General features: G+C 41.0%; 21 protein-coding genes. 18 read left to right on the top strand and 3 right to left on the bottom strand.

The window, feature by feature from the left end; translation table 11 throughout:
- Nucleotides 1-36 precede the first annotated feature (36 nt).
- The 17 genes from H8B21_RS09375 (at nucleotide 37) to H8B21_RS09295 (ending at nucleotide 22,994) form a co-directional block, all read left to right on the top strand.
- The gene (locus tag H8B21_RS09375) at nucleotides 37-5,049 is read left to right on the top strand and encodes a DUF4132 domain-containing protein (RefSeq protein WP_190313502.1); all 5,013 of its coding nucleotides are present in this window, start codon (nucleotides 37-39) and stop codon (nucleotides 5,047-5,049) included.
- 6 nt (nucleotides 5,050-5,055) lie between these two features.
- Nucleotides 5,056-5,472, top strand: coding sequence for a hypothetical protein (locus H8B21_RS09370; RefSeq protein ID WP_190313501.1), 417 nt, complete (start codon nucleotides 5,056-5,058; stop codon nucleotides 5,470-5,472).
- A 286-nt stretch (nucleotides 5,473-5,758) separates the two neighbouring features.
- A complete protein-coding gene (locus tag H8B21_RS09365; protein ID WP_190313500.1) occupies nucleotides 5,759-5,953 on the top strand; it encodes a hypothetical protein in 195 nt (64 codons plus the stop codon).
- Between the two features lie 9 nt (nucleotides 5,954-5,962).
- Nucleotides 5,963-6,253, top strand: coding sequence for a type II toxin-antitoxin system mRNA interferase toxin, RelE/StbE family (locus H8B21_RS20885; protein WP_190313499.1), 291 nt, complete (start codon nucleotides 5,963-5,965; stop codon nucleotides 6,251-6,253).
- A 32-nt stretch (nucleotides 6,254-6,285) separates the two neighbouring features.
- Complete coding sequence (locus H8B21_RS09355) at nucleotides 6,286-6,633, top strand: helix-turn-helix domain-containing protein (RefSeq protein ID WP_190313498.1); 348 nt, start codon at nucleotides 6,286-6,288, stop codon at nucleotides 6,631-6,633.
- A 578-nt stretch (nucleotides 6,634-7,211) separates the two neighbouring features.
- Nucleotides 7,212-9,605, top strand: coding sequence for a phenylalanine--tRNA ligase subunit beta (gene pheT, locus H8B21_RS09350; protein ID WP_190313497.1), 2,394 nt, complete (start codon nucleotides 7,212-7,214; stop codon nucleotides 9,603-9,605).
- A 35-nt stretch (nucleotides 9,606-9,640) separates the two neighbouring features.
- Nucleotides 9,641-9,949 carry a hypothetical protein gene (locus H8B21_RS09345; RefSeq protein ID WP_190313496.1) on the top strand — a complete coding sequence of 103 codons (309 nt, stop codon included), beginning with the start codon at nucleotides 9,641-9,643 and terminating at the stop codon, nucleotides 9,947-9,949.
- Nucleotides 9,950-9,998: 49 nt separating this feature from the next.
- Nucleotides 9,999-10,289: a cell division protein ZapA gene (locus H8B21_RS09340; RefSeq protein WP_165294243.1), complete on the top strand. Its 291-nt coding sequence runs from the start codon at nucleotides 9,999-10,001 to the stop codon at nucleotides 10,287-10,289.
- A gap of 250 nt (nucleotides 10,290-10,539) precedes the next feature.
- On the top strand, nucleotides 10,540-12,099 hold the full coding sequence (rny, locus tag H8B21_RS09335; protein ID WP_165294242.1) for a ribonuclease Y: 1,560 nt from the start codon (nucleotides 10,540-10,542) through the stop codon (nucleotides 12,097-12,099).
- Between the two features lie 95 nt (nucleotides 12,100-12,194).
- Nucleotides 12,195-12,872 carry a response regulator transcription factor gene (locus H8B21_RS09330; protein WP_165294241.1) on the top strand — a complete coding sequence of 226 codons (678 nt, stop codon included), beginning with the start codon at nucleotides 12,195-12,197 and terminating at the stop codon, nucleotides 12,870-12,872.
- Nucleotides 12,873-12,876: 4 nt separating this feature from the next.
- On the top strand, nucleotides 12,877-14,211 hold the full coding sequence (locus tag H8B21_RS09325) for a sensor histidine kinase (RefSeq protein ID WP_223814940.1): 1,335 nt from the start codon (nucleotides 12,877-12,879) through the stop codon (nucleotides 14,209-14,211).
- Nucleotides 14,212-14,280: 69 nt separating this feature from the next.
- Nucleotides 14,281-15,531 carry a TolC family protein gene (locus H8B21_RS09320; RefSeq protein ID WP_190313495.1) on the top strand — a complete coding sequence of 417 codons (1,251 nt, stop codon included), beginning with the start codon at nucleotides 14,281-14,283 and terminating at the stop codon, nucleotides 15,529-15,531.
- 6 nt (nucleotides 15,532-15,537) lie between these two features.
- Entirely contained in the window at nucleotides 15,538-16,635 is a 1,098-nt protein-coding gene (locus H8B21_RS09315) for an efflux RND transporter periplasmic adaptor subunit (protein WP_190313494.1), read from the top strand.
- A gap of 3 nt (nucleotides 16,636-16,638) precedes the next feature.
- Nucleotides 16,639-19,722 carry an efflux RND transporter permease subunit gene (locus H8B21_RS09310; protein WP_190313493.1) on the top strand — a complete coding sequence of 1,028 codons (3,084 nt, stop codon included), beginning with the start codon at nucleotides 16,639-16,641 and terminating at the stop codon, nucleotides 19,720-19,722.
- Between the two features lie 34 nt (nucleotides 19,723-19,756).
- Entirely contained in the window at nucleotides 19,757-20,287 is a 531-nt protein-coding gene (locus H8B21_RS09305; RefSeq protein ID WP_165294237.1) for a DUF962 domain-containing protein, read from the top strand.
- 131 nt (nucleotides 20,288-20,418) lie between these two features.
- On the top strand, nucleotides 20,419-22,047 hold the full coding sequence (gene pruA, locus H8B21_RS09300; protein WP_190313492.1) for an L-glutamate gamma-semialdehyde dehydrogenase: 1,629 nt from the start codon (nucleotides 20,419-20,421) through the stop codon (nucleotides 22,045-22,047).
- A 62-nt stretch (nucleotides 22,048-22,109) separates the two neighbouring features.
- Nucleotides 22,110-22,994 (top strand): helix-turn-helix domain-containing protein, encoded by an 885-nt coding sequence (locus H8B21_RS09295; protein ID WP_190313491.1) that lies wholly within the window; start codon nucleotides 22,110-22,112, stop codon nucleotides 22,992-22,994.
- Between the two features lie 76 nt (nucleotides 22,995-23,070).
- On the opposite strand, the gene H8B21_RS09290 is transcribed toward H8B21_RS09295, so the two are convergent.
- The 3 genes from H8B21_RS09290 to H8B21_RS09280 are packed head-to-tail and all read right to left on the bottom strand — an operon-like array spanning nucleotide 23,071 to nucleotide 24,632.
- On the bottom strand, nucleotides 23,071-23,454 hold the full coding sequence (locus tag H8B21_RS09290) for a hypothetical protein (protein ID WP_165294234.1): 384 nt from the start codon (nucleotides 23,452-23,454) through the stop codon (nucleotides 23,071-23,073).
- 17 nt (nucleotides 23,455-23,471) lie between these two features.
- Complete coding sequence (locus H8B21_RS09285) at nucleotides 23,472-24,050, bottom strand: DJ-1/PfpI family protein (protein WP_190313490.1); 579 nt, start codon at nucleotides 24,048-24,050, stop codon at nucleotides 23,472-23,474.
- A gap of 27 nt (nucleotides 24,051-24,077) precedes the next feature.
- Nucleotides 24,078-24,632 carry an NADPH-dependent FMN reductase gene (locus tag H8B21_RS09280; protein WP_190313489.1) on the bottom strand — a complete coding sequence of 185 codons (555 nt, stop codon included), beginning with the start codon at nucleotides 24,630-24,632 and terminating at the stop codon, nucleotides 24,078-24,080.
- Between the two features lie 106 nt (nucleotides 24,633-24,738).
- On the opposite strand from H8B21_RS09280, the gene H8B21_RS09275 reads away from it, so the two are divergent.
- Nucleotides 24,739-25,776 (top strand): DUF6807 domain-containing protein, encoded by a 1,038-nt coding sequence (locus H8B21_RS09275; protein ID WP_223814991.1) that lies wholly within the window; start codon nucleotides 24,739-24,741, stop codon nucleotides 25,774-25,776.
- The last annotated feature ends 23 nt before the right edge of the window (nucleotides 25,777-25,799 follow it).

Raw genomic sequence — 25,799 nt, 5'->3', positions numbered from 1 at the left:
TTCAAAGATAAAAATGTAAGCATTAGATAATACCGTATGATTCCTAAAGAAAAAGCGATATCTTATATCCAAAAGCATCAAAAGATAGTATGCACGAAGCAAGATTTTAACAGTTTCATTGGTCTGTACCAAACATTGGGTCTACTCGTAAGTAACCAATTTCGTGATTATTCTGATGGAAAAATAAACTTAGATGACTTCTATAAGCAGCTTAGCGAAAATACCGGGATCAATCCTTGGAAGTGTGAAGAAGGGAAGAAACTTGCCTTGACACTTTTTGGACCCGTTATTTCCCCTTATATCGCTGATATGTGGCAATTGATGGACCAGTTGCCTTATCAAAACGGTTATTACCGCCGTCCGTTCCGGATAGATCCTAAAAATGGTTATATCACGACTAAAATCCAACAGCTGGTCAACCTATATTACGGTGGTGGAAATGGATTCAATTCCATGTCGATTACGGATCAAATACAATACGCCGTTTATTCCAGCCACGGTGGATTGTCGCTGTTTTTAGCTACGGTTTTGGCAAAAGATCAAACTATATATTATCCGTTGCTGGAGGAAATCTTTTTAGGCGAACATGAGATTGGAGGAGTTTCGGGCGAGTTGATTAAAGCGCTGCTTATCTCGGAAGATAGCGTCAACCACGAGTTGGTCGAAAAGCTGCTGTTGGCAGCCCAACAGCAGGAGGGGTTAAGACAAACCATTTTGGAAACATTGGATTTCACTTCGGTGAAAGCGTTAAAGCGATTTATCAACGTTATATTGGAACATAACTTGGTGCGGTTCAGCAGTGTCGTTAGAGCAGTAGATACCTGGTTTGGGTTTTCTTGGGATGCCCCCAAAGCTAGCACCATTCGACGGGTTTTGGAATTGGCCGACAAGTATCTGAGTAATCCTGGTGAAATAGAACAAGGCCTCAAAAGCCAGGACAATATGGAGGTGTATATCGCATTATGGGCAAAAGGGATTGAGGAAGTAGATGCAGCAAATTTATTGGCTTTCCAGCTTGTTTTTGATGAAAATGCAGAACATATAAAGAAACTTATTGCGCTATTCTTTGTTTACGAAACCCAAAGAACACGTCACGATCTTATTCCTTACGCAGAGAAAAACCTAGGTAAAGATATTGAATTAGATTATTGGATGACCGTGAATTTCCCTGCATTTGATCTGAGCGAAAGCCTGTTTCAAAAAATATTCGCGATCGTACAACTGTTGCCATCAGCGGGCAAAACATTTGAAGGACGTGGTTTTTCATGGAAGAGTTATGTCATCAAACCGGAATATTTCTTCGATATATTGATAAGAAATGCTACTCCGGCGCAAGTAATAGCATTGTCTAAAGAGCTACACACTATTCCCTCTAATTCCAGAGAGCAGTTGATGCGGAAGGTATTTCCGGACCATTATACGTACAGTTGGTCCAGCCGAACGGGTAATAACAAGAGTGCAAAGACGTTCGATCTGGAAAAGGATGCCTGGCAAAGACAGGTAGCACGGCAAGCGTTTACGGATCGGAATGCGAGTGTTGCCGCTACCGGGATGACGGTATTGCGATCCGTCACCTTATACCCGGAAGATATCGATGTGTTGGAAAATGTGCTTAGCCGGAAAGGTAAGGACCTCCGGAGTACAGCTATCGGGCTTTTAGCAGATCAGGCAGATGAAAGGGTAAAGGAGAGTGTTGGAAGGTTGATCCACTCGGGAAATATCGACCAGCGATTGGCAGCCTTAGAAATATTAGTGCTGTTGGATGAATCGGAACGTGTGTCCGATTTTGTACATACGCAAATCGAAACGTACAAAACCCGTCAGCTGACGAAGAACGAGCGGATATTTGTGGATAAGTTTTCTGATAACACCACTGCGTATGGCTTCGAGAACGGATTCGGAGCGATAGACTACAATCAGTTAACGAACTTCAAATTGCCCGAGGAAAAATTCAAAAGAAAGAAGAAAAATATACTCAAACGCTTAACGGGAAATAAATCTGCGTTTCTATTTGGAGAGCTTATCGATACCAGAAAGACCGTTGAGGCAGTGAACAAATTATTTGAGCTGTTCGATAAACATAAGGACTATGAATATCAGCATGAGGGATATAGGAGCGAAACAGCAACGTCCATATTGGTCAATAATTTACGTCCGTTACGTTTGCTTGAACGGGAAGCTAAAGCGGAAGCACATTTAGATAATTTGCCGTTGGCAGAAGTTTGGAAACAATGGTATCATGACACCGGGTTGAATGACTTTGAAATTTATTCGGTTATCCAATACTGTTATGATCACTATTATAATCATCTAGACTACGAGGGCTTGCGGGATTTCAAAGCACAGTATCTACCAGACTTTAAAGGCATAAACTTTGGAGACGAACCCTATTATTACCAGAGCCGTACAGAAAAAATATCGCGCATATTGACCTGTCTTGCGGATGTATACGCGGACAAGAAAATGTGGACAAGCTATAAACTGGATGTCTTGGAAGATTTGATTTTCCATTTTCCGAAAGAGTTAAAAAATAAACCTTTCAAACAGTCGAGCTATTATTATTCGAACGAAGTATATTGGTATAGCTTCGTATTAAATCTGGCGTATAGTATCTATGAACCGGATTCGGAATTTTTAGATGAAGAACAGCAATTCCGTCTTTGGCAATTGCAATACTTTGTATTGGCAAATGAGTTGTCAAAAAATGCGGATATTCAACATATCAAAGAATGTATCCCACATTTACCGAAAGTACTGGCGCCGGAAATTTCCACCAAGTTCATGACACCATATACCGAACTAACGCTTTCTCTATTCAATCAAGGTAAGCTCAATAAGGACGACCTGTTGTTTCTCGGCTTGTTAGACAATGATTTGTTCTACTTCCTGGACGGCGGACAGAATTACCATACCAAGCGATTTGAGCATATCAGCATTCCGCGGATAACAGAAAAGTTAAAAAACAACCTGTTACAGGTTGAATTGGAAAGGGGAGACTTACCTACGGAGGCTTCCCGTTATATATCGAATTTTGCTACAGTAGAAGGTGTACGATTCTTTTTTGAGGTGTTGCAACGTATGGGAAAGGATAAGTTTGATCGAGGATATTCGTATGGTACAAACGTTAGCAAGAAATATACGTTCAGTCAGATACTGAAACTCAGCACACTTTCTGAAGAGGATACTTACGATACTTTTGCTGAAACGCTCCGGGAGAATAAGTTTGACAAAAAGCGTTTGGTAGAAGTATCCTGTTACGCCACACAATGGGCGGAATGGTTAGGCGACTACCTGAAAATAAACAAACTCCAAGAGGCTGTTTGGTGGTTTTTAGCCCATACGACGGATTATATGAATGCCGAAAAGGAAACCATTATTTCGAGGTATTCTAATGTACCCAAAGACGATTTTCAAAAGGGTGCTATCGATATAGAATGGTTTCAAAGGGTATATGGTAATTTGGGTAAAGCGAACTGGAAACTGGTGCACGAGGCGGCGAAATATCTTTCGGATGGTATGGGCTATCGTCGGGTGAAGCTCTATTCATCGGTGTTATTGGGAGAAACCAAGATTACGGAAACATTAAAGAAAATCATAGAAAAAAGAGATAAGGACTATGTGATGGCGCTTGGGCTGATTCCGATTAGCAAGGCTAACCCCGAAGCCGACTTGCTAAAGCGGTATAATCTCCTGCAAACCTTTTTACAGGAAAGCAAACAATTTGGTGCGCAGCGTCAGGAAAGTGAGAAACGTGCAGTCGAGATCGGGTTGGATAATCTTGCCCGGAATGCCGGATTTGACGATAGTGTACGCTTTTCGTGGGCAATGGAAGGAAAAGCAACGCAGCAGATTATGGATAATGCAAGCGTAGAGATAGGAGACACGATATTGGAGCTGGTTATGGATGAGATGGGTAAAGCTGATATCGTGGTCAACAAGAACGGCAAGGTTCTAAAGACTATTCCGGATAAGATCAAAAAAGATAAGCGCGTAGAGCAACTTAAAGAAGGTAAGAACTACCTGCGCAAACAATATGCACGTACACGCCAATCGTTGGAAAATGCGATGTTGCGCCGAGATGAGTTTAGTGTAGAAGAGTTGGGTAAAATCATGGCGCATCCGGTTGTCCATGCCATGTTAGGCAAACTGGTACTGATAGATAGGCATGCTGGAATTTCGGGATTTTGGAAAGATGGCCAGTTATTAGGAGTAGACGGTAATTTGCAATCTCTCCATTCCGAACAACGTTTTGTGGTTGCTCATCCTGCGCATTTATACGAAGCAGTTCAGTGGGACCTGTATCAACGTTATATCTTTGATGAACAAATACAACAACCATTTAAGCAGGTATTTAGGGAGTTATACGTTTTAACAGCGGATGAACGGGAACATAGTAACCGTTCGGAACGCTATCAAGGCCATCAAATTCAACCCAATAAAACAGTTGCCTTGCTGAGAGGGAGAGGTTGGACAGTGAACTACGATGAGGGCTTGCAAAAAGTGTATCACAAGGAAGGTTACCTGGCGACGTTATTTGCCATGGCAGATTGGTTCTCTCCATCAGAGGTAGAGGCTCCCTCATTGGAATATGTTTGTTTTTATTCGTTAAAGGACGGCAAGGTGGTTCCACTGACGGATATCGATCCTGTTATTTTTAGCGAAACGATGCGGGATGTCGACCTGGTTGTTAGTGTAGCCCATGTGGGTGAAGTAGATCCTGAAGCCAGCCACAGTTCGATGCAGATGCGTGCTGCATTGGCCAAAGAGAGCGCCCGTCTGTTCAAGCTGGATAATGTGGAGATCAAAGAAAGACATATACTGGTGAAAGGCAAGTTGGGTAGTTATAGTATACATCTGGGAAGTGGTATGGTCAGTAAAAATGGATTGCAGCTATCGATAATTCCGGTTCATAGCCAACATCGCGGGCGCATGTTTCTTCCGTTTGTGGATGATGATCCTAAATCAGCCGAAATCATTTCGAAAATGCGGTTGTTAGCACAGGACGATAAAATCAAGGATCCGACCATTTTGGTACAAATCAACAAATAGCAGCACATGGAACAAGTTGTTTTGCAATTAAAACGTTTGGGAAAAAAGAAAATCCTAACCGTCCCCTTTCATGTCTCTAAAAAACCGGATACCTTGCGTGCATTAATAGAGGAGTGTGTAACGCAGGAGGTTCAGCGTTATAACAAAGAGCGTGTGGAAATTCAGTTGATTTCCTTTCTCACGCCCAGCGAAATACAGGAACAGTCTGAAAGTGGAAAGATCGGGTTTGGTGATATCGAAAACAAAACACCGGCTTATGTGAATGAAGCGCTTGAAAATGCTTTTTTGGCTTTCCAGGACGGGCTGTTTGTGGTCTTGGTCAATGATACGGAAGTTAAGCAACTAGATGATCTGCTTCATCTCAACGATAAAAGTGTAATATCGTTTATACGACTAACGTTTTTATCCGGAACGTATTGGTAAAGGGCATTGCAAAAAAGACCTGTCGAATTGCTCGGAGAGCCGGAAAGTAAAATAAATAACAAATTTAATTACCACTTAGGGGCGGCAAGACGAGGTATTGACACAGCAAGCTTAGTGATAAAATTTGATGAAACGGGAAAAGTAATTGAGTTTAAAATATGGAGAGGTTAACAAACTGTAAAATCTTTATATATAGAATCTAGCGGTTAATGAACCACATTAGGAGATTTTTTACTTTTGCAGGTAAAAGGCTATCTTTGTATAAGGTTAAGTTAAGCGTATGACTATGCAAACATTAGAAATTAAAGTTCCGGAAGAAAAAGCCCCTTTGATTAAGGCGTTGTTAAAAGAATTAGGTATCACTGTAAAAACGAAGAAGCAGAAAGAGCCGAATAAAGAAACGATTGCGGCTATGAAGGAATTGAAAGAAGGAAAGGGAAAACAATTTGAAAACGTGGAAGAACTATTCAATAGCATCTAGTTTCTCGTTATGTCTACGTTTAAACTTATAACCTCAAAAAAATTTCTGAAAGATCTTAAACTACTTAAAAAACGTTCCCCAAAAGACTTCTGCTTACTTCAAGAGGTTGTGTCAACTCTTGCTGAACACGGGCATGCGGGATTATTAAAAAAGCATAAAGCCCATAAGCTCAAAGGTAGTTATACCGGATACTGGGAATGTCATGTTAAACCGGACTTACTGTTGATTTGGGATGAAAACCAAGAAATAAGACTCCTAGAGCTTGTACGAACAGGCACACACTCCGATTTATTCAAATAAATTTTTGCAGAAAATCCTTATCTTGGATTCCTATGTCAGAAAAAAAACTGGATACTCTTGATCGTCGGGCGTGTGCGTATATATTAGAACACTATATGGAGCCCGATCTGGATCGGCACCGTATTGCTGCTGCTCTTGGCTGTTCAACCAGAAATCTGAGCCGTGCATTTGAAGGAAGTGGTGTTAAACTTCATGCGTATATCCGTTTACTTCGTCTGCATAAGGGCCGGGAATTGTTGCATAAAAGACCGCATCTCTCCATTGAACAGATTGCCGATAGATTACATTTTTCCAGTGCTAGGCACTTTGCAACCCGGTACAAAAAAGCATTCGGACTTTCTCCCGCCGAAGAACGGAAATTGATCCGTAGGAGGAAGTAAAGCGCACTATGCTTTATTATATCAGTGCTAAGTTTTGACTTATTGGTAGCTACTTTGTCTCATAGACGATAGGCTATGACCCATTGATAATATATCCTGGCTTATCGTACATATGCTATAGCTCATGGATGATATGCTATGACGCATTGGTGATGTGCTTTAGCCCATCGCGTATGTGTTTTGGTTTATTGTACATGGGTTTTGGTTCATAGGTGATATACTTTAGTTCATTGTGTATGTCTTTTGACTCATAGATGATATGCTATGACGCATTGGTGATGTGCTTTGACTCATTGCGTATATGTTTTGACTCACTGGTGATATGCTTTGGTTCATTGTGTATGTGTTTTGACTCATTGTACATCACTTTCTATCCCTGTTGTATGCAGGCGTTTTGAAATATAAAAACCCATTAGCACACTGTTAATAACGATTTTAAGCAAGGGGAACGATAAAAGAGAGATTTTTAACCTCCATATTTTAGCCAAAAAAATCAACGTTTTCGGTAGCATCAACAGAAAACGTTTTACCGAACACGCCAAAAAAACTATCTTTGTGCCTAAAATAAAGATTCTAAAATGAATATTTCCTATAATTGGCTTAAGAACTACATAAACATAGATAAAACACCGGAAGAGCTATCCTTGATTTTGACGGATATCGGACTGGAAGTAGAGTTATTAGAGACGGTGCAGAGCATCCCGGGTGGTCTAGAAGGGTTGGTTGTAGGAGAGGTGAAAACGTGCGGGCAGCATCCCAATGCGGATAAATTGAAGGTCACAACAGTAGACATTGGTGGCTCGGAGTTGTTGCATATCGTTTGCGGCGCACCCAATGTACGGGAAGGACTAAAGGTGATTGTGGCCACTGTCGGAACTTATTGCTACCCCACGAATGGAGAGCCGTTTAAAATTACGAAATCGAAGATTAGGGGAGAAGTTTCTGAAGGGATGCTATGCGGTGAGGACGAGATCGGTTTAGGAACTTCACATGCCGGAATTGTAGAGCTGAGCGCTGATGCAGTGGTAGGTTCTCGCGTGAAGGATTATTTTAATGTACAAGATGATTTTCGATATGAAATCGGTTTAACGCCGAACCGTGCAGATGCTGCGTCTCATCTAGGCGTTGCCCGTGATTTGGCTGCATATTTCCGTAAACCTTATACACTAGCTGATGTTTCCGCTTTTCAAGAAGGAAAAGACGCAGGTGTACAGGTAGAGGTAAAAGCACCTACGGCAGCCCCTCGTTATGCTGGCGTGACTATTTCCGATATCACCGTAGGAGAGTCACCCGACTGGCTGAAAGAAAAATTGAATGTCATCGGCGTGCGTCCGATCAATAATATCGTAGATATTACAAACTATATATTGCACGATTTAGGGCAACCATTGCATGCATTTGATGCTGCGAGGATTGCAGAAAATAAGGTAGTAGTACGTTATGCTAATGAAAATGAACCTTTCAAGACATTGGATGGTATAGAAAGAAAGCTTTCTTCGGAAGATTTAGTGATTGCAGACGCAGAAAAGCCGATGTGTATCGCCGGAGTTTTTGGAGGCGAGTATTCCGGTGTTAACGAAACAACAACACGTATTTTCTTGGAATCTGCTTACTTTGATGCGGTATCGGTACGTAAAACGTCGAAACGTCATGGATTAAAAACAGACTCTTCGTTCCGTTTTGAGCGCGGTACAGATCCTAATATGCCCGTATATGCGTTACAAAAAGCGGCACTGATGATTCAAGAAATTGCCGGTGGTCAGGTCGTTTCGGCTGTAACAGACAGCTATCCGGCTCCGGTTTCGCCATTTATATTCCCTGTTGATTATCGTCGGGTACGACAATTGATCGGGAAGGAAATACCAAATACCGAGATTAAAGCTATTATCGAAGCACTGGGAATCGGTATTTCGGAAGAGAGTGGTGAGGAAATTACCGTAAGCGTACCTGCTTACAAAGTGGATGTTACGCGCGAGGTAGACATCATCGAGGAGGTGTTACGTATCTACGGTTATAACAATATTGAATTAAAGCCACAGATTAAATCTTCTTTAAACACAACCGAGAAACCAGACAAGGAAGTTGTATTGAATCAAGTTGCCGATTTATTGATAGGCAATGGCTACCGCGAAATATTGAACAACTCCCTAACGAAATTATCGTTTGTGGAGGACGAACAAACAGCTGTTCGTTTGGTAAACCCATTGAGCTCGGATTTGGATACGATGCGTCAGAATTTACTGTTTTCAGCCTTGACAACCGTAGCCTACAATCAAAAGCGCAAAAGCCCGAACGCTAAGTATTTTGAGTATGGTAAAACGTATTTCAAAACGGACGAGGGATATCGCGAGCGACAGAATCTATCGTTGTGTGTAGCCGGCGATCAACTAGCGGAACAGTGGAGTTTAAAAAGTAAAAAGACGAATTTTTATCATCTGAAAGCTGCTGTTGATGCTATAGTCAAACGTTTGAATATCCAAGGAGTGCAGCTACAGGAAACGGATGGAAAGTATTTTGATTACGGATTGGATTATAAGAAAGGGCAGAAGGTTCTGGTGACGTTGGGTGCTGTCTCCGCTGGTAATCTAAAAAAAGCCGATGTGGATGGAAAGGTTTACTTTGCTCAATTTGATTGGGACCTAGTCATGAAGGTAATCCGTAAGAACACGATCAAATATAAAGAGGTGTCTAAATTTCCTGCGGTGCGACGGGATTTATCGCTGTTGATGGATGATGCGGTGACCTTTGAAGAACTTACCAGAATAGCCGCGAAAACCGAACGTAAATTGCTAAAAGAGGTTGATATTTTTGATGTCTACAAAGGTTCAGGGCTTCCGGAAGGAAAGAAATCTTATGCTTTAAGTTTTACGTTGCAGGACGAAGAAAAAACGTTAAATGACAAACAAATTGACGCCATAATTAAAAAATTAATGCTTAACTTTGAACAAGAGATTGGTGCGGTAGTGCGCTAATGGACACGTTTAACGATTAATTGCGAAAAGATTATATGGCTGGATTATCTACACAAATGAATGTTATCGTCGAGAAGACGAAGAATCTTATTCAGTTGTGCGAGGCCTTACAGGAAGAAAATGATTTGTTAAAGCTCGAAGTACAATCTTTACAAGTAGCGTTTCAGACAAGTACAGATAAAGTACATCAGCTGGAGGAAAAGGTTAAGGCTTTGGCAGTTGCAAAAACATTGGACGACTCGGAGGTAGATAAAGACGCTATAAATGAAAAAATACTTGACACAAAGCAAAAAATTAACGATTTTGTGCGAGAAATAGACAGATGTATAGGCTTATTGAAGTAGGAAGTAGAGTAAATATAGAAGCCTGTTACGTTATTTAAGCTCAAAAAACATGGGAGAAATTTCCATAAAAATAAATATCGCAGACCGTGTTTATCCGTTAAGGGTAGATACAGCAGAGGAGGAAGTGATTAGATACGCTGCGAAATTAATTAATGAAAAAATAAAGGAATTGCAGGAAAATTATGCAGTTCGTGATAAACAAGACTTGTTGTCTATGTGTGTCTTGCAGTACGCTACAGGAATGATTAAAGCAGAGCGCAACGCACAACAACATGAGGACGGATTGGAAGAGAAGGTTCACGAATTGGATGCTATATTAACGGATTTCTTTAGAAAATAAAAATATATCGTTCTTTATTTTAGAGCTTTATAACGACGAATTTGCCGCAATTAAATTCGGGTTGTCACTATTTTAAACTTAACGCTTCAATATCACGAGCGAAAACAAGATGTAGACCATTTTGCGAAAGCCATCTAGGTCATGATCAATTGCTCAAATCATGTGTAATCGAAGTTTAATAATACATGGGACCTGTTACATTTAATTGCGGTTTTTTTTTGAACAAACTAGAATAACATATATATAAACAATGGATTTAATTACTATTATTTCGATCATAGTTTCGCTTATTATAGGTGTTGTTATCGGTCGTTTTTTGTTGCAGGCAGTCTTCAAAAAACAAGAACAGACGGCACAGGAGAAAGCGGAGCGTATTATTAAAGAGGCTGAACAACAAGCCGAGCACCACAAAAAACAACGTAATTTAGAGGCAAAAGAGAAGTTTCTGCAACTAAAAGCGGAACACGAAAAAGAAGTTAGCCAACGTAATAGTGCCGTAGCACAAAAAGAAAATACGATTCGGCAGAAAGAGCAGTCGCTAAATCAAAAATTAGAAAGTCTTAATCGGGAAAAGCAAGAATTAGACAACAAAAGCAAGAAGCTTGACCATTTGATTGAACTCAACGAGAAAAAATCGGAAGAAGTAGATCAATTGAAGAACCAACACATCAAACAGTTGGAAACAATTGCTGGTTTGTCTGCCCAAGAAGCTCGGGAACAGTTGGTCAACTCGCTGCGTGAAGAAGCGCGTTCGCAAGCTATCATGCAAATCAAGGATATCGTAGATGAAGCGAAATTGACAGCTTCCAAAGAAGCGAAAAAAGTAGTCATCCAGACGATTCAACGAACAGCAACGGAATCTGCTATTGAAAATACGGTATCTATTTTCAACATAGAAAATGACGAAATAAAAGGCCGTATTATTGGTCGTGAAGGACGAAATATTCGTGCTTTGGAAGCGGCGACGGGTGTGGAAATCATTGTGGACGATACGCCGGAAGCGATTATATTGTCCGGATTCGATCCAGTGCGCCGTGAGATCGCTCGTTTGTCGTTACACAGATTAGTTACTGATGGACGTATTCACCCTGCTCGAATCGAAGAGGTTGTGGCGAAGACACGTACACAGATTGAAGATGAAATTGTTGAAATTGGCGAACGTACGGCAATCGATTTAGGTATACATGGTCTTCATCCGGAGTTGATAAGGATGGTTGGTCGAATGCGTTATCGTTCTTCTTACGGACAGAATCTGTTGCAACACTCGCGTGAAGTGGCCAACTTTGCGGCGACGATGGCGGCAGAACTTGGCTTAAACGTAAAACATGCTAAACGGGCAGGTCTTCTACACGATATCGGAAAAGTGCCTGACGACAATCCGGAATTGCCACACGCTATTTTAGGTATGCAATTGGCAGAAAAATACAAGGAACACCCGGATGTTTGTAATGCTATTGGCGCACACCACGATGAAATAGAGATGACTTCCTTGATTTCGCCTGTTGTCCAGGCATGTGATGCGATTTCGGGTGCGCGTCCTGGTGCACGTCGCGAAGTGGTAGAAAGCTATATTAAGCGTTTGAAAGAACTGGAAGAGCTTGCTCTTTCTTATCCTGGAGTGGAAAAGACGTTCGCTATTCAAGCGGGCCGCGAATTGCGCGTCGTCGTCGAATCAGAGAAAGTTTCTGATGCCCAGGCAGAGATTCTGGCAGCGGATATATCCAACCGTATCCAAACAGAGATGACGTATCCGGGCCAAGTCAAAGTAACGGTTATTCGCGAAACCAGGTCGGTTGCCTATGCGAAATAGTTAATTGTTAAATAGATCAAAAGTATAGCTGCCTCGAAAAGGCAGCTTTTTTTGTCTTCCCCCCAAATTCCTTATTTTTGGATAAATACCAGCTTATGCAAATTCTTGTAGTAGAAGACGATAATCGAATCAGTAATTTTCTGGTGAAAGGATTGGAAGAGTGCGGTTATCTGGTCACTTTATGTAAAAATGCGGAAGATGTATTAAAACAATACATCAATATCGAGTGGGATTTAATTATTTTGGATATTATGTTGGCCGATATGGATGGCGTACAGCTTTTACAAGCCTTGCGTTATAAAAAAGTATATACGCCTATCCTGATGCTAAGTGCGTTGAACAGCGTGCAGGACAAAATATCCGCATTGGACTATGGGGCTGACGATTACTTAACCAAACCTTTTCATTTTGATGAACTGATCTCCCGCGTTCGGGCGCTTACACGTAGGCGGCAATATGAGCAATTAGAAACACCGAAAGCCGAGTTGCAATTTGGGCAATTACAAATTAACCGGGAGCAATATAAAGTGACATTAGCAGGGCAGCACGTAGAGTTATCTCCTCGAGAATATAAGTTACTTATTTATCTGGTCGAAAACATAGGGAAGACCGTAAGTAGGGTACAGATATTAAATGCGGTGTGGGGTATTACGTTTGATAATCATACAAACGTTGTGGATGTATATATATCCTATCTACGGAGCAAAATTGAAAGGGAGGATATGAAATATATCTTTACAGTAAAAGGTGTAGGTTATATGTTTAAAGGTTAGTGATATGAAGTTAAAGCACAGGCTGTCTCTATATGCTGTTGTAATATTTGGTGTCATTATGCTGATTTTCTCCGTCGTGATCTACTTTTCGTACTATGCGCAGATGGAACGAAAAGAACGTCAATCGTTAGAAAGCAAATCACTATTGGCCGCGATTTACTACCTGGAACAGGATGAATTGTCATTTTTGGAGCATGCTAATGTAAAAAGCCAATTGCATCGGACGATTTCGAGACAGAATATTGTCGTATTTGACAGTCTAGATCAGGTGTTTAACGGGGACATGTCGACGACCGAACAGATTTCTCCTGATTTTTTAGCCGAGGTACGTCGTGTCGAAAATGGTTTTTTCAAGACGGACTCTTTTTTCTACAATGGCATTTTTTATCGGGACAATCAAGGGGATTTTGTTGTCGTCACCCGCGAGCCGAAAGACGCATTTAATGCGCAGATGCTCTCCCTCTTTCACATCCTTATTGCTGTTTTCCTATCCGGTGTAGCGTTCATCTTTCTATTCTCCAGGTATTTAAGTCATATTGCCTACCAGCCTATTATCAAGATTATAGATCAGATCCGGGAAAGGGATAGTAAAAACTTTAATAAACCGCTATCGCTGACTAAAACGTATGCTGAAATCGAAGATTTGGTAAAAACCTACAATCATTTTGTAAAGCGCATTGCGGAGACATTCAATGTACAGAAGAACTTCATCGACTATGTCTCGCATGAGTTGCGTACGCCTATAACTGCCTTGCTAGGTACCCTTGAAGTGACGGAGAGCAAGCCGCGCTCAGTCGAAGAATATAAAAATACTATTGCCCAATTAGAGCAATATACATTGGATTTGCAGGATACGCTCGAACAAATGATGCTCCTCTCCGGCGCGAAGACCAACTTCGAGTTACTATCCACTCGTGTGGACGAGGTGATGTGGCAGGTGATAGAGAATATGATACTTTATCACGAAGCACGTATTGAGGTGGATATCCAGGTGAAAAACAATAGCCTGCTAACGGTGGATGGGAACGATAAATTGTTGGAGCTTGCTTTCGGAAATATATTGGAAAATGCCATTAAATATTCGGATAACCAAGTGGTTCGTGTTCTTTTTCAGGAACAAGACGGTAAACTGGTTATGGCAATCATCGATCAAGGAATCGGCATTCCAGAAAATGATATACAGTATATTCTACAGAATTTCTATCGCGCGGACAATGCGCGAAAATATCAGGGAAAAGGTATAGGCTTATCGATGGCAAATATTATTTTTACATTGCATCATATCGAAATGAATATTCTATCGAGCGAGAAGGGGACGACCGTCCAATTGTATTTCTAATCAAACTCTAATCTACCTTAAAGTTTACCTTAATATTGTCCGCCTAACTTTGCCGGAAATAGATTTGAGGTGAGATTTTACATCGTTATTTTATTCTTTTTCGTTGCATCGCTTAGCAGGGCGCAATCCTATAGCCTGGCACAACTGGAGGCAAGCTTCTTGAAGGAAAACTACTTATTGTTGGCAGCGAAATTTGATGTCAGCAAGGCAGAAGCAGAGATTGTGCAGGAAAAGGTGTGGGCAAATCCTAGTTTAGCAGTTAGTGAGGTAAATCTTTGGGCGAATGCGGGTAGTGAAACGTTATCTCCTCTTTTTGGAAGTTACGGTAAAACCCAGCAAGTGTCTGTAGAATTGGAGCAATTAGTTGAAACAGCCGGTAAACGAAAGAAACGGGTTGCCATCAAACGATTGGAACATCGTATGGCCGTCTACGAATTTGAAGAACTCGTCCGGGAATTAAGAAAGGAGCTTCGCCAACATTTCCATCATCTGGCAACCCTAAAACATAGCCAAACCCAACTCGTCGATATGGTGAAGTTATTTCAGCAATTGGAAAAACAATACCAACGGCAGGTTCAGCAGGAAAATGTGTCCAAAGCAGACTATAATCGTGTACATAACGAATTGTTGCGTATGCAAAAAGATCTGGCAGAGCTAGAAGCAGATGCCGAAGCGGGTTTATCCACCTTGCGCGTGCTGACGGGGATAAACGATTTGGAAATAGAGAAGCTATCGGTGGCGGAGTCATTTGTAAGCCGCACCCTGTTGGTGCCTAAAGATATAACCAATTTGATTGCTGAGCAAAATATCGGTATTAAAAAGCAGTCCACGGCAATCGAAATGGCGAAACAGCACCTGGAACTTGAAAAAGCACAACGAACACCAGACGTAACGCTACAACTGGGATATGACCGTGGTGGGAATATTATGCAAGATTTTATTGGTTTGGGAGTACAAGTGGATTTGCCTGTTTTTAACAGAAACAAAGGAAATATACAGAAAGCTAAACACCAGATAGATCAAGAGCATCTCACGTATACGGCGTTGCAACGGGAGTTGGAACAAACGGTATTGCGCTGTAGAAATCAACTTTTGAAATACGAAAACGTATTAAATCAGTGGACTGACGGAATGGAAGAAGGACAGGATGGTATGATAGATAATTACCGTAAACATTTGGAGAACCGTCAAGTCACATTAATGGAATTTATGGATTATGTGCAATCTCACCGGGAAGCAAGAGCAGCATTTCTGGACTTGTGGCAAGATTACAACAACACGTTCGAGGAGCTACAATATCTAATCGGTAAGGATTTTTAAGAAGTTATGAGGAAGATAATTTATGGGCATATCATCGGGATATGTTGTGCATTAATCTCGTGTACGCCTAAAGCAGATGAGAAGCGGTCGGAAGTAGAAAAACCAGCAACGTTTTGTATGAATGCAGGTTTACGTCAATCGACAGAGATTATTGCTGTAGAAGAGCGTCCGGTTACAGAGCAGTTGACGTTATCGGGAAAGATAGAGTACAACGAAAATGATATGGTAGCGTTTCGTAGCCTACTATCGGGCGTGGTAGACAGGGTCGGTTTTGAGTTGGGCGACCAAGTGCACAAAGGACAAGTTTTGGCAACGATAAAATCTACCCAGATTCAGGAACTTTATCAACAACAGCGATATCAACAAAATCAAATTAGCTTGTTGGAAAAACAAGTTAAAAGTAAAAAGGAACTTGCTGCAGACGGACTGTTAGCGGCACCGGATGTCCTTGCTGCTGAACATGAATTGGAAAGTGCTGTGATAGAGCTCGATAGAGTTGCCGAAAGTTTATCGCTTTATAGAGCGGCAGGAAAAGATGCCTTTCATATTCTCGCACCAAAGGATGGTTACATTATTCAAAAATCGATCAGTCCGGGTCAAAATGTGACCGAGGACAGCGCACCCCTGTTTTCGATTTCCAATTTGAAAGAGGTATGGGTAATGGTGAATATATATGCTAGCAATTTACGTCATGTCGCACTAGGCAATCCTGTGAAAGTTCGTACGGTAGCCTATCCAGATAAGTTTTATACCGGAAAAATAGATAAAATATACAATGCCTTTGATGATAACGAACATGTGCTCAAAGCGCGGGTTGTATTGGCAAATCCCCAATTGGATTTAATGCCGGGGTTGAGTGCGGATATTATTATTGACTTAAAAAATAAGAAAGGAAACGCATTTGCGATTCCAAACACCGCGAAAGTATTTAGCAATAACAAAGAATATGTCGTCGTATATCGGGACAGTTGTGATATGGAAATAAGACCTATATCGACTGTGGGGCTTAACGAGGAGTATACCTTTATAAAGGAAAAATTAAAGCCAAATGAGCGGGTCGTCGGCTCAAACGCTTTGCTAATATTTGAGCAGCTGAATAAATAAAAAATGAAGAAGCTAGTACAAAGCATCGTTACTTTTTCGTTGCAGCATACCACGTTGGTCCTATTTGCTGTAATGGTATTGTTGTTTGGTGGTATTTATGCGCTGCGTCATACAGCGGTAGAGGCTTTTCCGGATGTCACCAATACACGCGCCCGTGTCATTACGCAATGGGCGGGACGTAGCGCGGAGGAAATGGAGAAGTTGATTACCTTGCCCATTACCAAGGAACTGAATAGTATTCCCCGCAAATCCAATGTACGGTCTATTTCACTGTTCGGGCTGTCGGTCGTCACCGTTCAGTTTGAAGATGGGGTTGACGATTTCTATGCGCAACAATACGTATCCAGCAAATTAGCAGGTGTGGATTTACCGGAAGGAACAAGTACCGAAATAGAACCACCCTCTGGAGCAACGGGGGAAATCTTTCGATATGTGATCAAAGGCGACTTGCCCATTAAAGAAATAACCGCTTTACAGGACTGGGTTATCGAACGCGAGCTGCTCAGTGTTCCCGGTGTCGCGGATATTGTCAGTTTCGGGGGAGAGGAGAAAATTTATGAAATCAAGATTCATCCTGCGGAACTGAAAAATTATGATTTATCGCCTTTGGATGTGTATGACGCCGTATCAAAATCCAATATCAACGTGGGAGGCGATGTCATCGAGCAAGGCGATCAAGCGTATGTGGTGCGTGGCGTAGGCTTATTGGATAAACTGGAAGATATTGGTAATATCACCATTAAGCTCAACGGCTCGACACCGATATTGATAAAACATGTAGCCGATGTGGATATTTCCCATAAGCCGCGTTTAGGACAGGTCGGACTCGGGGATGAAGATGATTTGGTACAAGGGATTGTGGTCATGCTTCGTGGCGAAAATCCATCGGAAGTTATTACCCATCTGAAGACTAAGATAGAAGAACTAAATCAACGGACATTACCGGAAGGCGTGCGGATCGAATCGGTAATCGATCGTACGCATTTGGTCGATAATACCGTCCGTACCGTTTCCCATAACCTAATAGAAGGTATTTTACTGGTTTCTTTAATTGTTTTTATCTTTCTGTACAATTGGAAATCAACCTTTATCGTAGCTTCTGTCATTCCTTTGTCTTTCCTCTTTGCCATCATTATGTTAAAGATTCAAGGGTTACCGGCAAACTTGATTTCCATGGGATCCCTGGATTTTGGTTTGTTGTTAGAAGGGACGTTAGTTATCGTAGAGACAGTATTCGTTGCCCTGGCGGGTTTATCACATCGTGTCGGACCGGAGCGTTTTGCGAAAATGAGTAAGCTCGGTGTCATCAAAAAAAGCGCGGGAAGCGTTGCATCGTATATCTTTTTTGCGCTCGTTATTCTGATTGTCGCATTGCTTCCGATTTTTTCCTTCCAAAAAGTGGAGGGGAAAATGTTTACGCCATTGGCATTTACATTGGCATATGCTTTATTGGGATCGTTGATTCTGAGCTTGACTTATGTACCCGCCATGTGTAAACTTTTGTTTACTAAACATATTGAAGAACGCGAGAATATCGTGACCCGATTTTTCCAACGAACCATTTTTGACTTGTTTAAAACGAGTTTTCGCTATAAAAAGACGACCATCGGTATTTTTCTAGGTATTTTGATCGTTTGTTTACTCAAATTTTTGCATTACGGCTCGGAGTTTCTACCTAAACTGAACGAGGGTGCAATCTATATTCGTGCAACATTACCTAATAGCGTCAACCTCCGCGAATCCACCAGACTAGCGAATGAAATGAAAGCGATCATGGAAAAGGGATGCGAGGAGATTGATTTTGTATTGACCCAAACTGGACGGCCAAATGATGGAACGGATCCAACGGGTTTCTTTAATATTGAGTTTAATGTGCAATTGAAAGATGAGAAGCAATGGGAACGGAAGGTGAAAAAAGACGATATTATACAGGAATTGCGGGAGAAGCTCGCACATTATCCGGGTATAAATTTCGGTTTCAGCCAACCAATACAAGATAATGTGGAGGAATTTGTCGCGGGCGTGAAAAGTTCATTGGTGATTAAAATATTTGGTGATGATTTGTATGATCTGGAAGACTATGCGGATCAAGTTGCTTCTGCTATCGGAAAAGTACATGGTATCACGGATATTAATGTTTATAAAAATATCGGATTGCCGGAATTGCGCATTCAGCTCCATGACTCGGAAATGGCAAAATATGGACTGTTTACTGCCGATGTACAAGCGGTCGTGGCGATGACGATAGGTGGACAGGCAGCCACGAAATTTTATGAAGGAGATAGACAGTTTGATATTGTGCTGCGTTTCGACGAACATTATCGTGATACGCCGGAAAAGATCAAGAACATTTTAATTCCGAGCAGTAATGGCCGTGGTATTCCTTTACAGGAGATTGCTACGATCAGTTATGAAACGGGCGCTGCTTTTATCTACCGCGAAGGGAATAGTCGGTATATTGGTATTGGGTTCAGTATCGACGGACGCGATTTGGGCAGCACAATTGCGGAAGCGAAACATGTCGTAGAACAGGAGATTTCTTTGCCTAAAGAAAATTACATGGAATGGGCGGGCGAGTTTGAAAGTAAGGAGCGGGCAGCAAAACAGCTATCACTGGTTGTCCCGATCAGCCTCGCGCTGATACTGTTGTTGCTCTATTTCAACTTTGGGAACTTCAAAGACACGTTGGTGTCTTCTTTAACGTTAGCGTTTGCATTTATTGGTGGATTTGTTTCATTATGGGTCACGGGCACTATCTTTGGTATCTCGGCAGGAATCGGTTTCATTATCTTATTTGGTGTTGCTACGATTGATGGTATTGTGTTAATCGGCGTGATACGAGATAATCTCCGTCAACGGATGGAACTTTTGCCGGCTATTTATGCCGGTGTTAAAAGTCGGATACGCCCGGTGGTTATGATTGCGCTAATGGGCTCGATGGGATTGTTACCGGCTGCCATGTCCACGGGTATGGGATCAGAAATCCAAAAACCACTCGCTATTATGATTGTAGGCGGATTGCTGATCTGTCTGCTCTTGAGTTTTACAGTGCTGCCGGTGATTTTTTATTGGATGAATAGGAAATGACAGGGCGTAAAAGAAATTCTGTACCTTTGGAGGCATGAACAAAAAACAGAAAAAGACCGTTGGAACACCAAAGTTTGAAAGACCGGTAGACCGTATTTTCTACGAAATGGATCAAACATTTGCAACGGGCAATAAAATCGTATACGCCGTATTTATTGCTTTAGCGTTCTTTGGTGTAATGGGGTTGATCTGGATGATTCCATTCCCTAAGCTGGGTTTCTTGGTTCGTATGAATATGGATACCTTCTTGAACTGGGGATCTTTCTATATCGCCGTTATTATCTATTTGTATTTGCGGCTGGCTCCTACGTTATCGTATGCTATGCTTTTCACCATAGGGGTGATGAGTTTCTGCATTGTTCAGTTGGAATATGTAGAACGCGATGGTGGCCCTGCGGTGTGGCTAGTTTGTACAGTGCTTACCCTTATTGGCATTGTAGGGGCTTCTCTTCAAGCGAAAAAAGAACCCACAGAGATTCCACCGATAGCTATTTGGCGCTTGTTAACGATTGGCCCGATTTGGCTTTGGTCTAAAATTTTCGCTTTGTTCAAAATAAAATACTAACAACATATTTTTCCATTATTTTTTTTGTTTTATCAGCTACGAGTCAATATATGTTTATATAAAAACATAATCCGTAAATTTGGCGTATTATAGAATAGGTAACTTTATCTCAAATTTAAAAGAGCACAGTTATGTTAAAAGGATTTTTTAATGTTCCTACGCCAGTTAATGAGCCCGTTAATTCGTATGCTCCTGGTACAAAGGAAAAAACTTTGTTGGAAGCAGCTATAAAAGAAGCAAGAGGACAAGAGAAGGATATTCCGATGTATATTGGAGGAGAAGAAGTGCGCACTGGAAATAAAGCGAAGTTGACACCTCCCCACGACCATCAACATGTTTTGGGATACTATCATGAAGGTACAAAAAATCATGTGGAAGATGCTATCGACGCGGCACTGGCTGCAAAAGAGAAATGGGAAAACCTTCCGTGGGAGCAACGTGCTGCTATCTTTTTAAAAGCGGCGGAATTGGTTTCTACTAAATATCGTTACAAAATTAATGCAGCCACGATGTTAGGGCAATCTAAAAATGCTTACCAAGCTGAAATTGATTCTGCCTGTGAACTGGCCGATTTCTTGCGTTTCAATGTGGCATATATGACCGAAATCTATAGCCAACAACCTCCTGCGAATGCAAAAGGTGTTTGGAATAGGGTCGAGCAACGTCCGTTGGAAGGATTTGTTTTTGCATTGACACCATTCAACTTCACAGCGATTGCCGGTAACTTACCTTCTTGTGTAGCGATGATGGGAAATGTGGTAGTATGGAAACCTTCCAATACACAGATTTATTCGGCAAATGTAATTATGGAGGTCTTTATCGAAGCAGGCCTTCCTAAAGGTGTGATAAATTTAGTATATGTTTCTGGTCCGGATGCAGGTGATGTTATCTTTAAACATCCGGATTTTGCAGGTATTCATTTCACCGGTTCGACGGGTGTTTTCCAAAATATATGGAAAACAATAGGAGAAAATATTCATCGTTATAAAACATATCCACGTATTGTAGGGGAGACAGGCGGTAAGGATTTTATCTTAGCACATCCATCGGCCGATATTGCGGTACTAAACACAGCATTAGTTCGTGGTGCATTTGAATTTCAAGGACAAAAATGTTCCGCTGCTTCGCGTGCTTATATTCCACAGTCGTTGTGGAGTGATCTCCGCACACGTATGGAGAAAGATATACAGTCCTTTAAAATTGGTGGAACAGAAGATTTTAGTAATTTTATCAATGCCGTTATTGATGAAAAAGCATTTGATAAGATTACATCTTATATAGACCGTGCAAAAAGCTCCGCTGATGCGGAAGTCGTTATCGGTGGACAGTATGATAAATCGAAAGGTTATTTTATCCATCCTACTGTAATTTTGGCTAAAAAAGCAGATTACGAGACAATGAGTGAAGAGTTGTTTGGTCCGGTATTGACAATTTATGTTTATGAAGATGATAAATGGGAAGAAACGCTGGAATTGGTCGATAAGACCTCTATTTATGCGTTGACCGGTTCCATTATTTCACAATGTCGTTATGCGATTGACGAGGCTACTTACGCATTGCGGAATGCGGCTGGCAATTTCTATATTAACGATAAATGTACAGGAGCAGTAGTTGGACAACAACCATTTGGTGGAGCAAGAGGTTCCGGCACAAACGACAAAGCAGGTTCGATGATCAACTTATTACGTTGGGTTTCTCCACGTACCATTAAGGAAACATTCCATCCGGAAACAGATTACCGTTATCCTTTCTTAGGTTAATTATTATATCGGGTGTGTTTAAAACGGTGTCAGGTTCGTTTTTAGGCACACCCTGTTTTATCATGAAGAGTTCCGAGCATAGAAAACCAATTGAATTTACGGTGCCTGTACGGGGTGACGAAGCTTTCTATGTCATGGATAACACCGGTACTAATTTCTACGAGTATTACCATCGGCATCGGGAGTTTCAAATCACTTATATTGTTGAAGGTGGAGGGGCTTTTATGTTGGGAAACTTGATACGTCCCTGTCTGGAAAATCAAATATTTCTTATCAAACCCAACGATCCTCATTTGTTTTTTAAAGATGATCGCATTACAACACCGTCCAAAATACATGTTATTCATCTTTTTTTCTCTTTAGAAAAGCTACGTCCGTTTTTTGACATGACGGAAATGCAGGCAATCAAATCTCTTTTTTATAATTTGGACGCCAGCAAACTTTTACCGGAGCAGTTTGCCGAATCTTTAAAAGAATTATTTTTAACACTGGATAGGGAAAGTGGTTCATCTAAACTAATTAATGTAATCCAAATATTTAGGGCATTGGTGGCTCGTGAAGATCATTTTATATCCATGTATTCCGGTTTGAGTAAGGTGAATTTTCAAGACGCGGACGGTCTTCGCATTAATACAGTCATTAAATATGCCATTGAAAATTATAAAAGAAATATATCTATCGAAGAAGTTTCAGCGCTCATCTACCTAACGCCTACTGCTTTTTGTAAGTTTTTTAAAAAGCATACCCAAAAAACATTTGTTTCTTTTCTCAACGAAATACGTATTGAAAGTGCCTGTCAGCTATTTGTTAATAATAAAGTAGAGGGCATTGCTGAAACCGCGTATCAATGTGGATTTAATACGGCTGTTCATTTCAATAGAGTATTTCTGCATGTCATGAAAGTTTCTCCTAAAGAGTTTATCGCGACGCACACCCGAAAAGGATAGTCACGGAATATAGTTTGTTTTAATAAAATGCATACCCAATTTTAGAAAATTGGATATGTATTTTTGGGAATATGTGTTAAGGTTTTTCCGATGACCCTGTTCGTTTAAGAATCATGACCGCTTCATATTGATTTGTATCATAATGAGGTGGTTCGATTGTTAAATTGGTAGGATAGGGTTTTGATTTATCGAAAAAATAAATTTTCGTCATGCTGCCGTAATCATTGGTGGGAAACATATCTGCGCAGGCGTCATATTTTGCGTTTGCCATATCGCCCACAGTCACCGCATAAACACGCATAATACCGCCTTTATTCTGTTCGTTTCGAACGAATGCTACTTCCTCAAAATCACCCGGTAAATCGTTAATGGATGGTTGGTTATAAGCCTCCCAGATTCCATATCCCAAAAGAACGATTAAACCGACAGCAATTATCCAGAATTTTCTTTTTCCTTTCATCTGTATTGTTGGGTTCGTTATAAGTTTATGGTAATACCCAATAATGTATAAAACTCTTTCAAAATAGCTTGATGTCCTGGCCAAGCCGGTGAAGTAACTAGGTTGCCATCTACAATGGCTTGGTCTGCCGGGATATTTTTCCATGTTCCGCCTGCCAGCTCAATATCAGGACCGACTGCGACATAAGCGGTGAGGGTTCTGCCTTCCAACACCCGAGCAGTTGTCAATACTTGAATACCATGACAGATCGCTGCCACCGGTTTATTTTGCTCGAAGAAATGTTTAGTGATTTCAATGACGCGATTGTTTAACCGGATATATTCTGCGGAGCGTCCACCTGCGATATATAATCCATCGTAATCCTCCACGTGGATACTATCAAAATCTTTGTTGATAGCAAAATTGTGTCCGCGTAATTCTTTATAGGTTTGGTCACCAGTGAAGTCATGGATGGCGGTTGGAACGGTATCACCACTTTTACGGTCGGGCGCGACAGCATCAACTTTTATCCCAACGGATTCCATTGCCTGGAAAGGAACCATGGCTTCATAATCCTCTACATAATCACCTACTAATAATAATACTTTCTTTGCCATAATAATATATTTTATAAGTTACCTGTTTTAATCAAGCTTTTGCTTTAGTATTCTTTTTGTTTTTCGGACTTTGGCCTCCAGCTGACTTCTGTATGTTACATTAGTAACGCCTTTACCATCTTCGAAGTTTTCGGAGAACTGAGGTAGGCTAAATATTTCCAAAATATCGGCTCCATCTTTTGCTAAACGATTTGCAGCGATATCTAATACGCTTTGTCCACCGCGTTTTCCGTTACTGGTTGCCATAATAAAAAGTGGTTTACCATTATAGATTTTGCGTCCGGGAATCCTGGACACCCAGTCGGTAATATTCTTATATGCAGCGCTGTAATTTCCGTTATGTTCTGCAAAGGAAACGAGAATAAAGTCTGCTTCGTCTATCTTTTTAGCCAAATCATAAGCTGTTGAAGGTATCCCATCTGTTTTTTCGCAATCCTCGGAAAAAAGAGGTGCCTCGAAATCATGAAGATCTATTATTTCTATAACGTCATTGGGCTCCTTGTAGTATTTGCTAACACTGGTTACAAACTTTTTATTAATTGATGTCGAGCTGTTGCTTGCAGCGAATGCTAAAATGTTCATTAAAATGAGATGTTTTAGAGCATAAATTTAATGATTATTTTTTTAGTGTTAGACCATACAGATTTCATATAAAAAGTTATGTTTGTAGGTATAGTTTTAAATTTTGATGATCAGACAAAAACGAGTAACAAATAAACAATACTTATTATCCTATATAACGAGTATTTTGATGCTCATATGTGGCGGATCCCTGCATTTCAGTTATGCATATAATGATAAACGGACGGATAGCCTTCAACTAGTTGTCGATAGCGTACTGACCATTTTTAAGAATGATCAACCGTTACTTACTTACCATTTTAATACGGTTTATCCGCCGAAAGGACAGGATAGTAGCTATCAACGCAGCGGTTTTATCCATCCGATCTATACCTTAAAGGGGCATCAGCTCACGCGGATACAGCCGAGTGATCATTATCATCATTATGGTATTTGGAATCCTTGGACGCATACGTTATATAAGGGAGATACCGTTGATTTTTGGAATCTTTATAAAAAGACAGGAACGGTTCGTTTTGTTCGGTTGCTAGATCATAAAGTCAATGCTCGGGAAGCAACTTATACAGTACTACACGATCATGTGGTCTTTAAAGCGGATGGACGTGAAGAAGTAGCGCTTCATGAGTGGCAGACGGTTAACGTCCATTTGCCGGAGGGGCAGCATAATTATTATTGGATTGACATCAGTATCAAAATGCGCTGTGCTACGTCGAGTCCGTTACGATTGCTTACTTACCGATATGGTGGTCTGGGATGGCGAGCAGTAGCATCCTGGAATGCTAGTAACAGCGACGTGTTGACTTCGGAAGGGAAAACGTGGGAAAACACAGATGGTAGTAGAGCACGTTGGTGTATGGTACAGGGACAGCTATTACCAAATGGATATGGTGGTATGGCTATTTTATCCCATCCCGAGAATTTTAATCACCCCGAACCTTTACGTATCTGGGACCGTAATGCTAATGGTGGAAAAGAAAATGTATTCATCAATTTTTCTCCGACGAAAGATCGGGATTGGCTTTTGGAACCCGATTATACTTATACACTTAACTATAGGCTGTTTGTATTTGATGGCCAGCAAGATGCAGCACAGATCGAAAAGGAATGGTGGAATTTTGTGAATGAAAAAAGCACCCAACGATAAGTTGGGTGCTGACTATATTAATG

Origin of the sequence: Sphingobacterium chuzhouense, assembly GCF_014692525.1 — a bacterium.
Taxonomy (GTDB): domain Bacteria; phylum Bacteroidota; class Bacteroidia; order Sphingobacteriales; family Sphingobacteriaceae; genus Sphingobacterium; species Sphingobacterium chuzhouense.
This window is presented reverse-complemented; position numbering and strand designations above follow the sequence as displayed.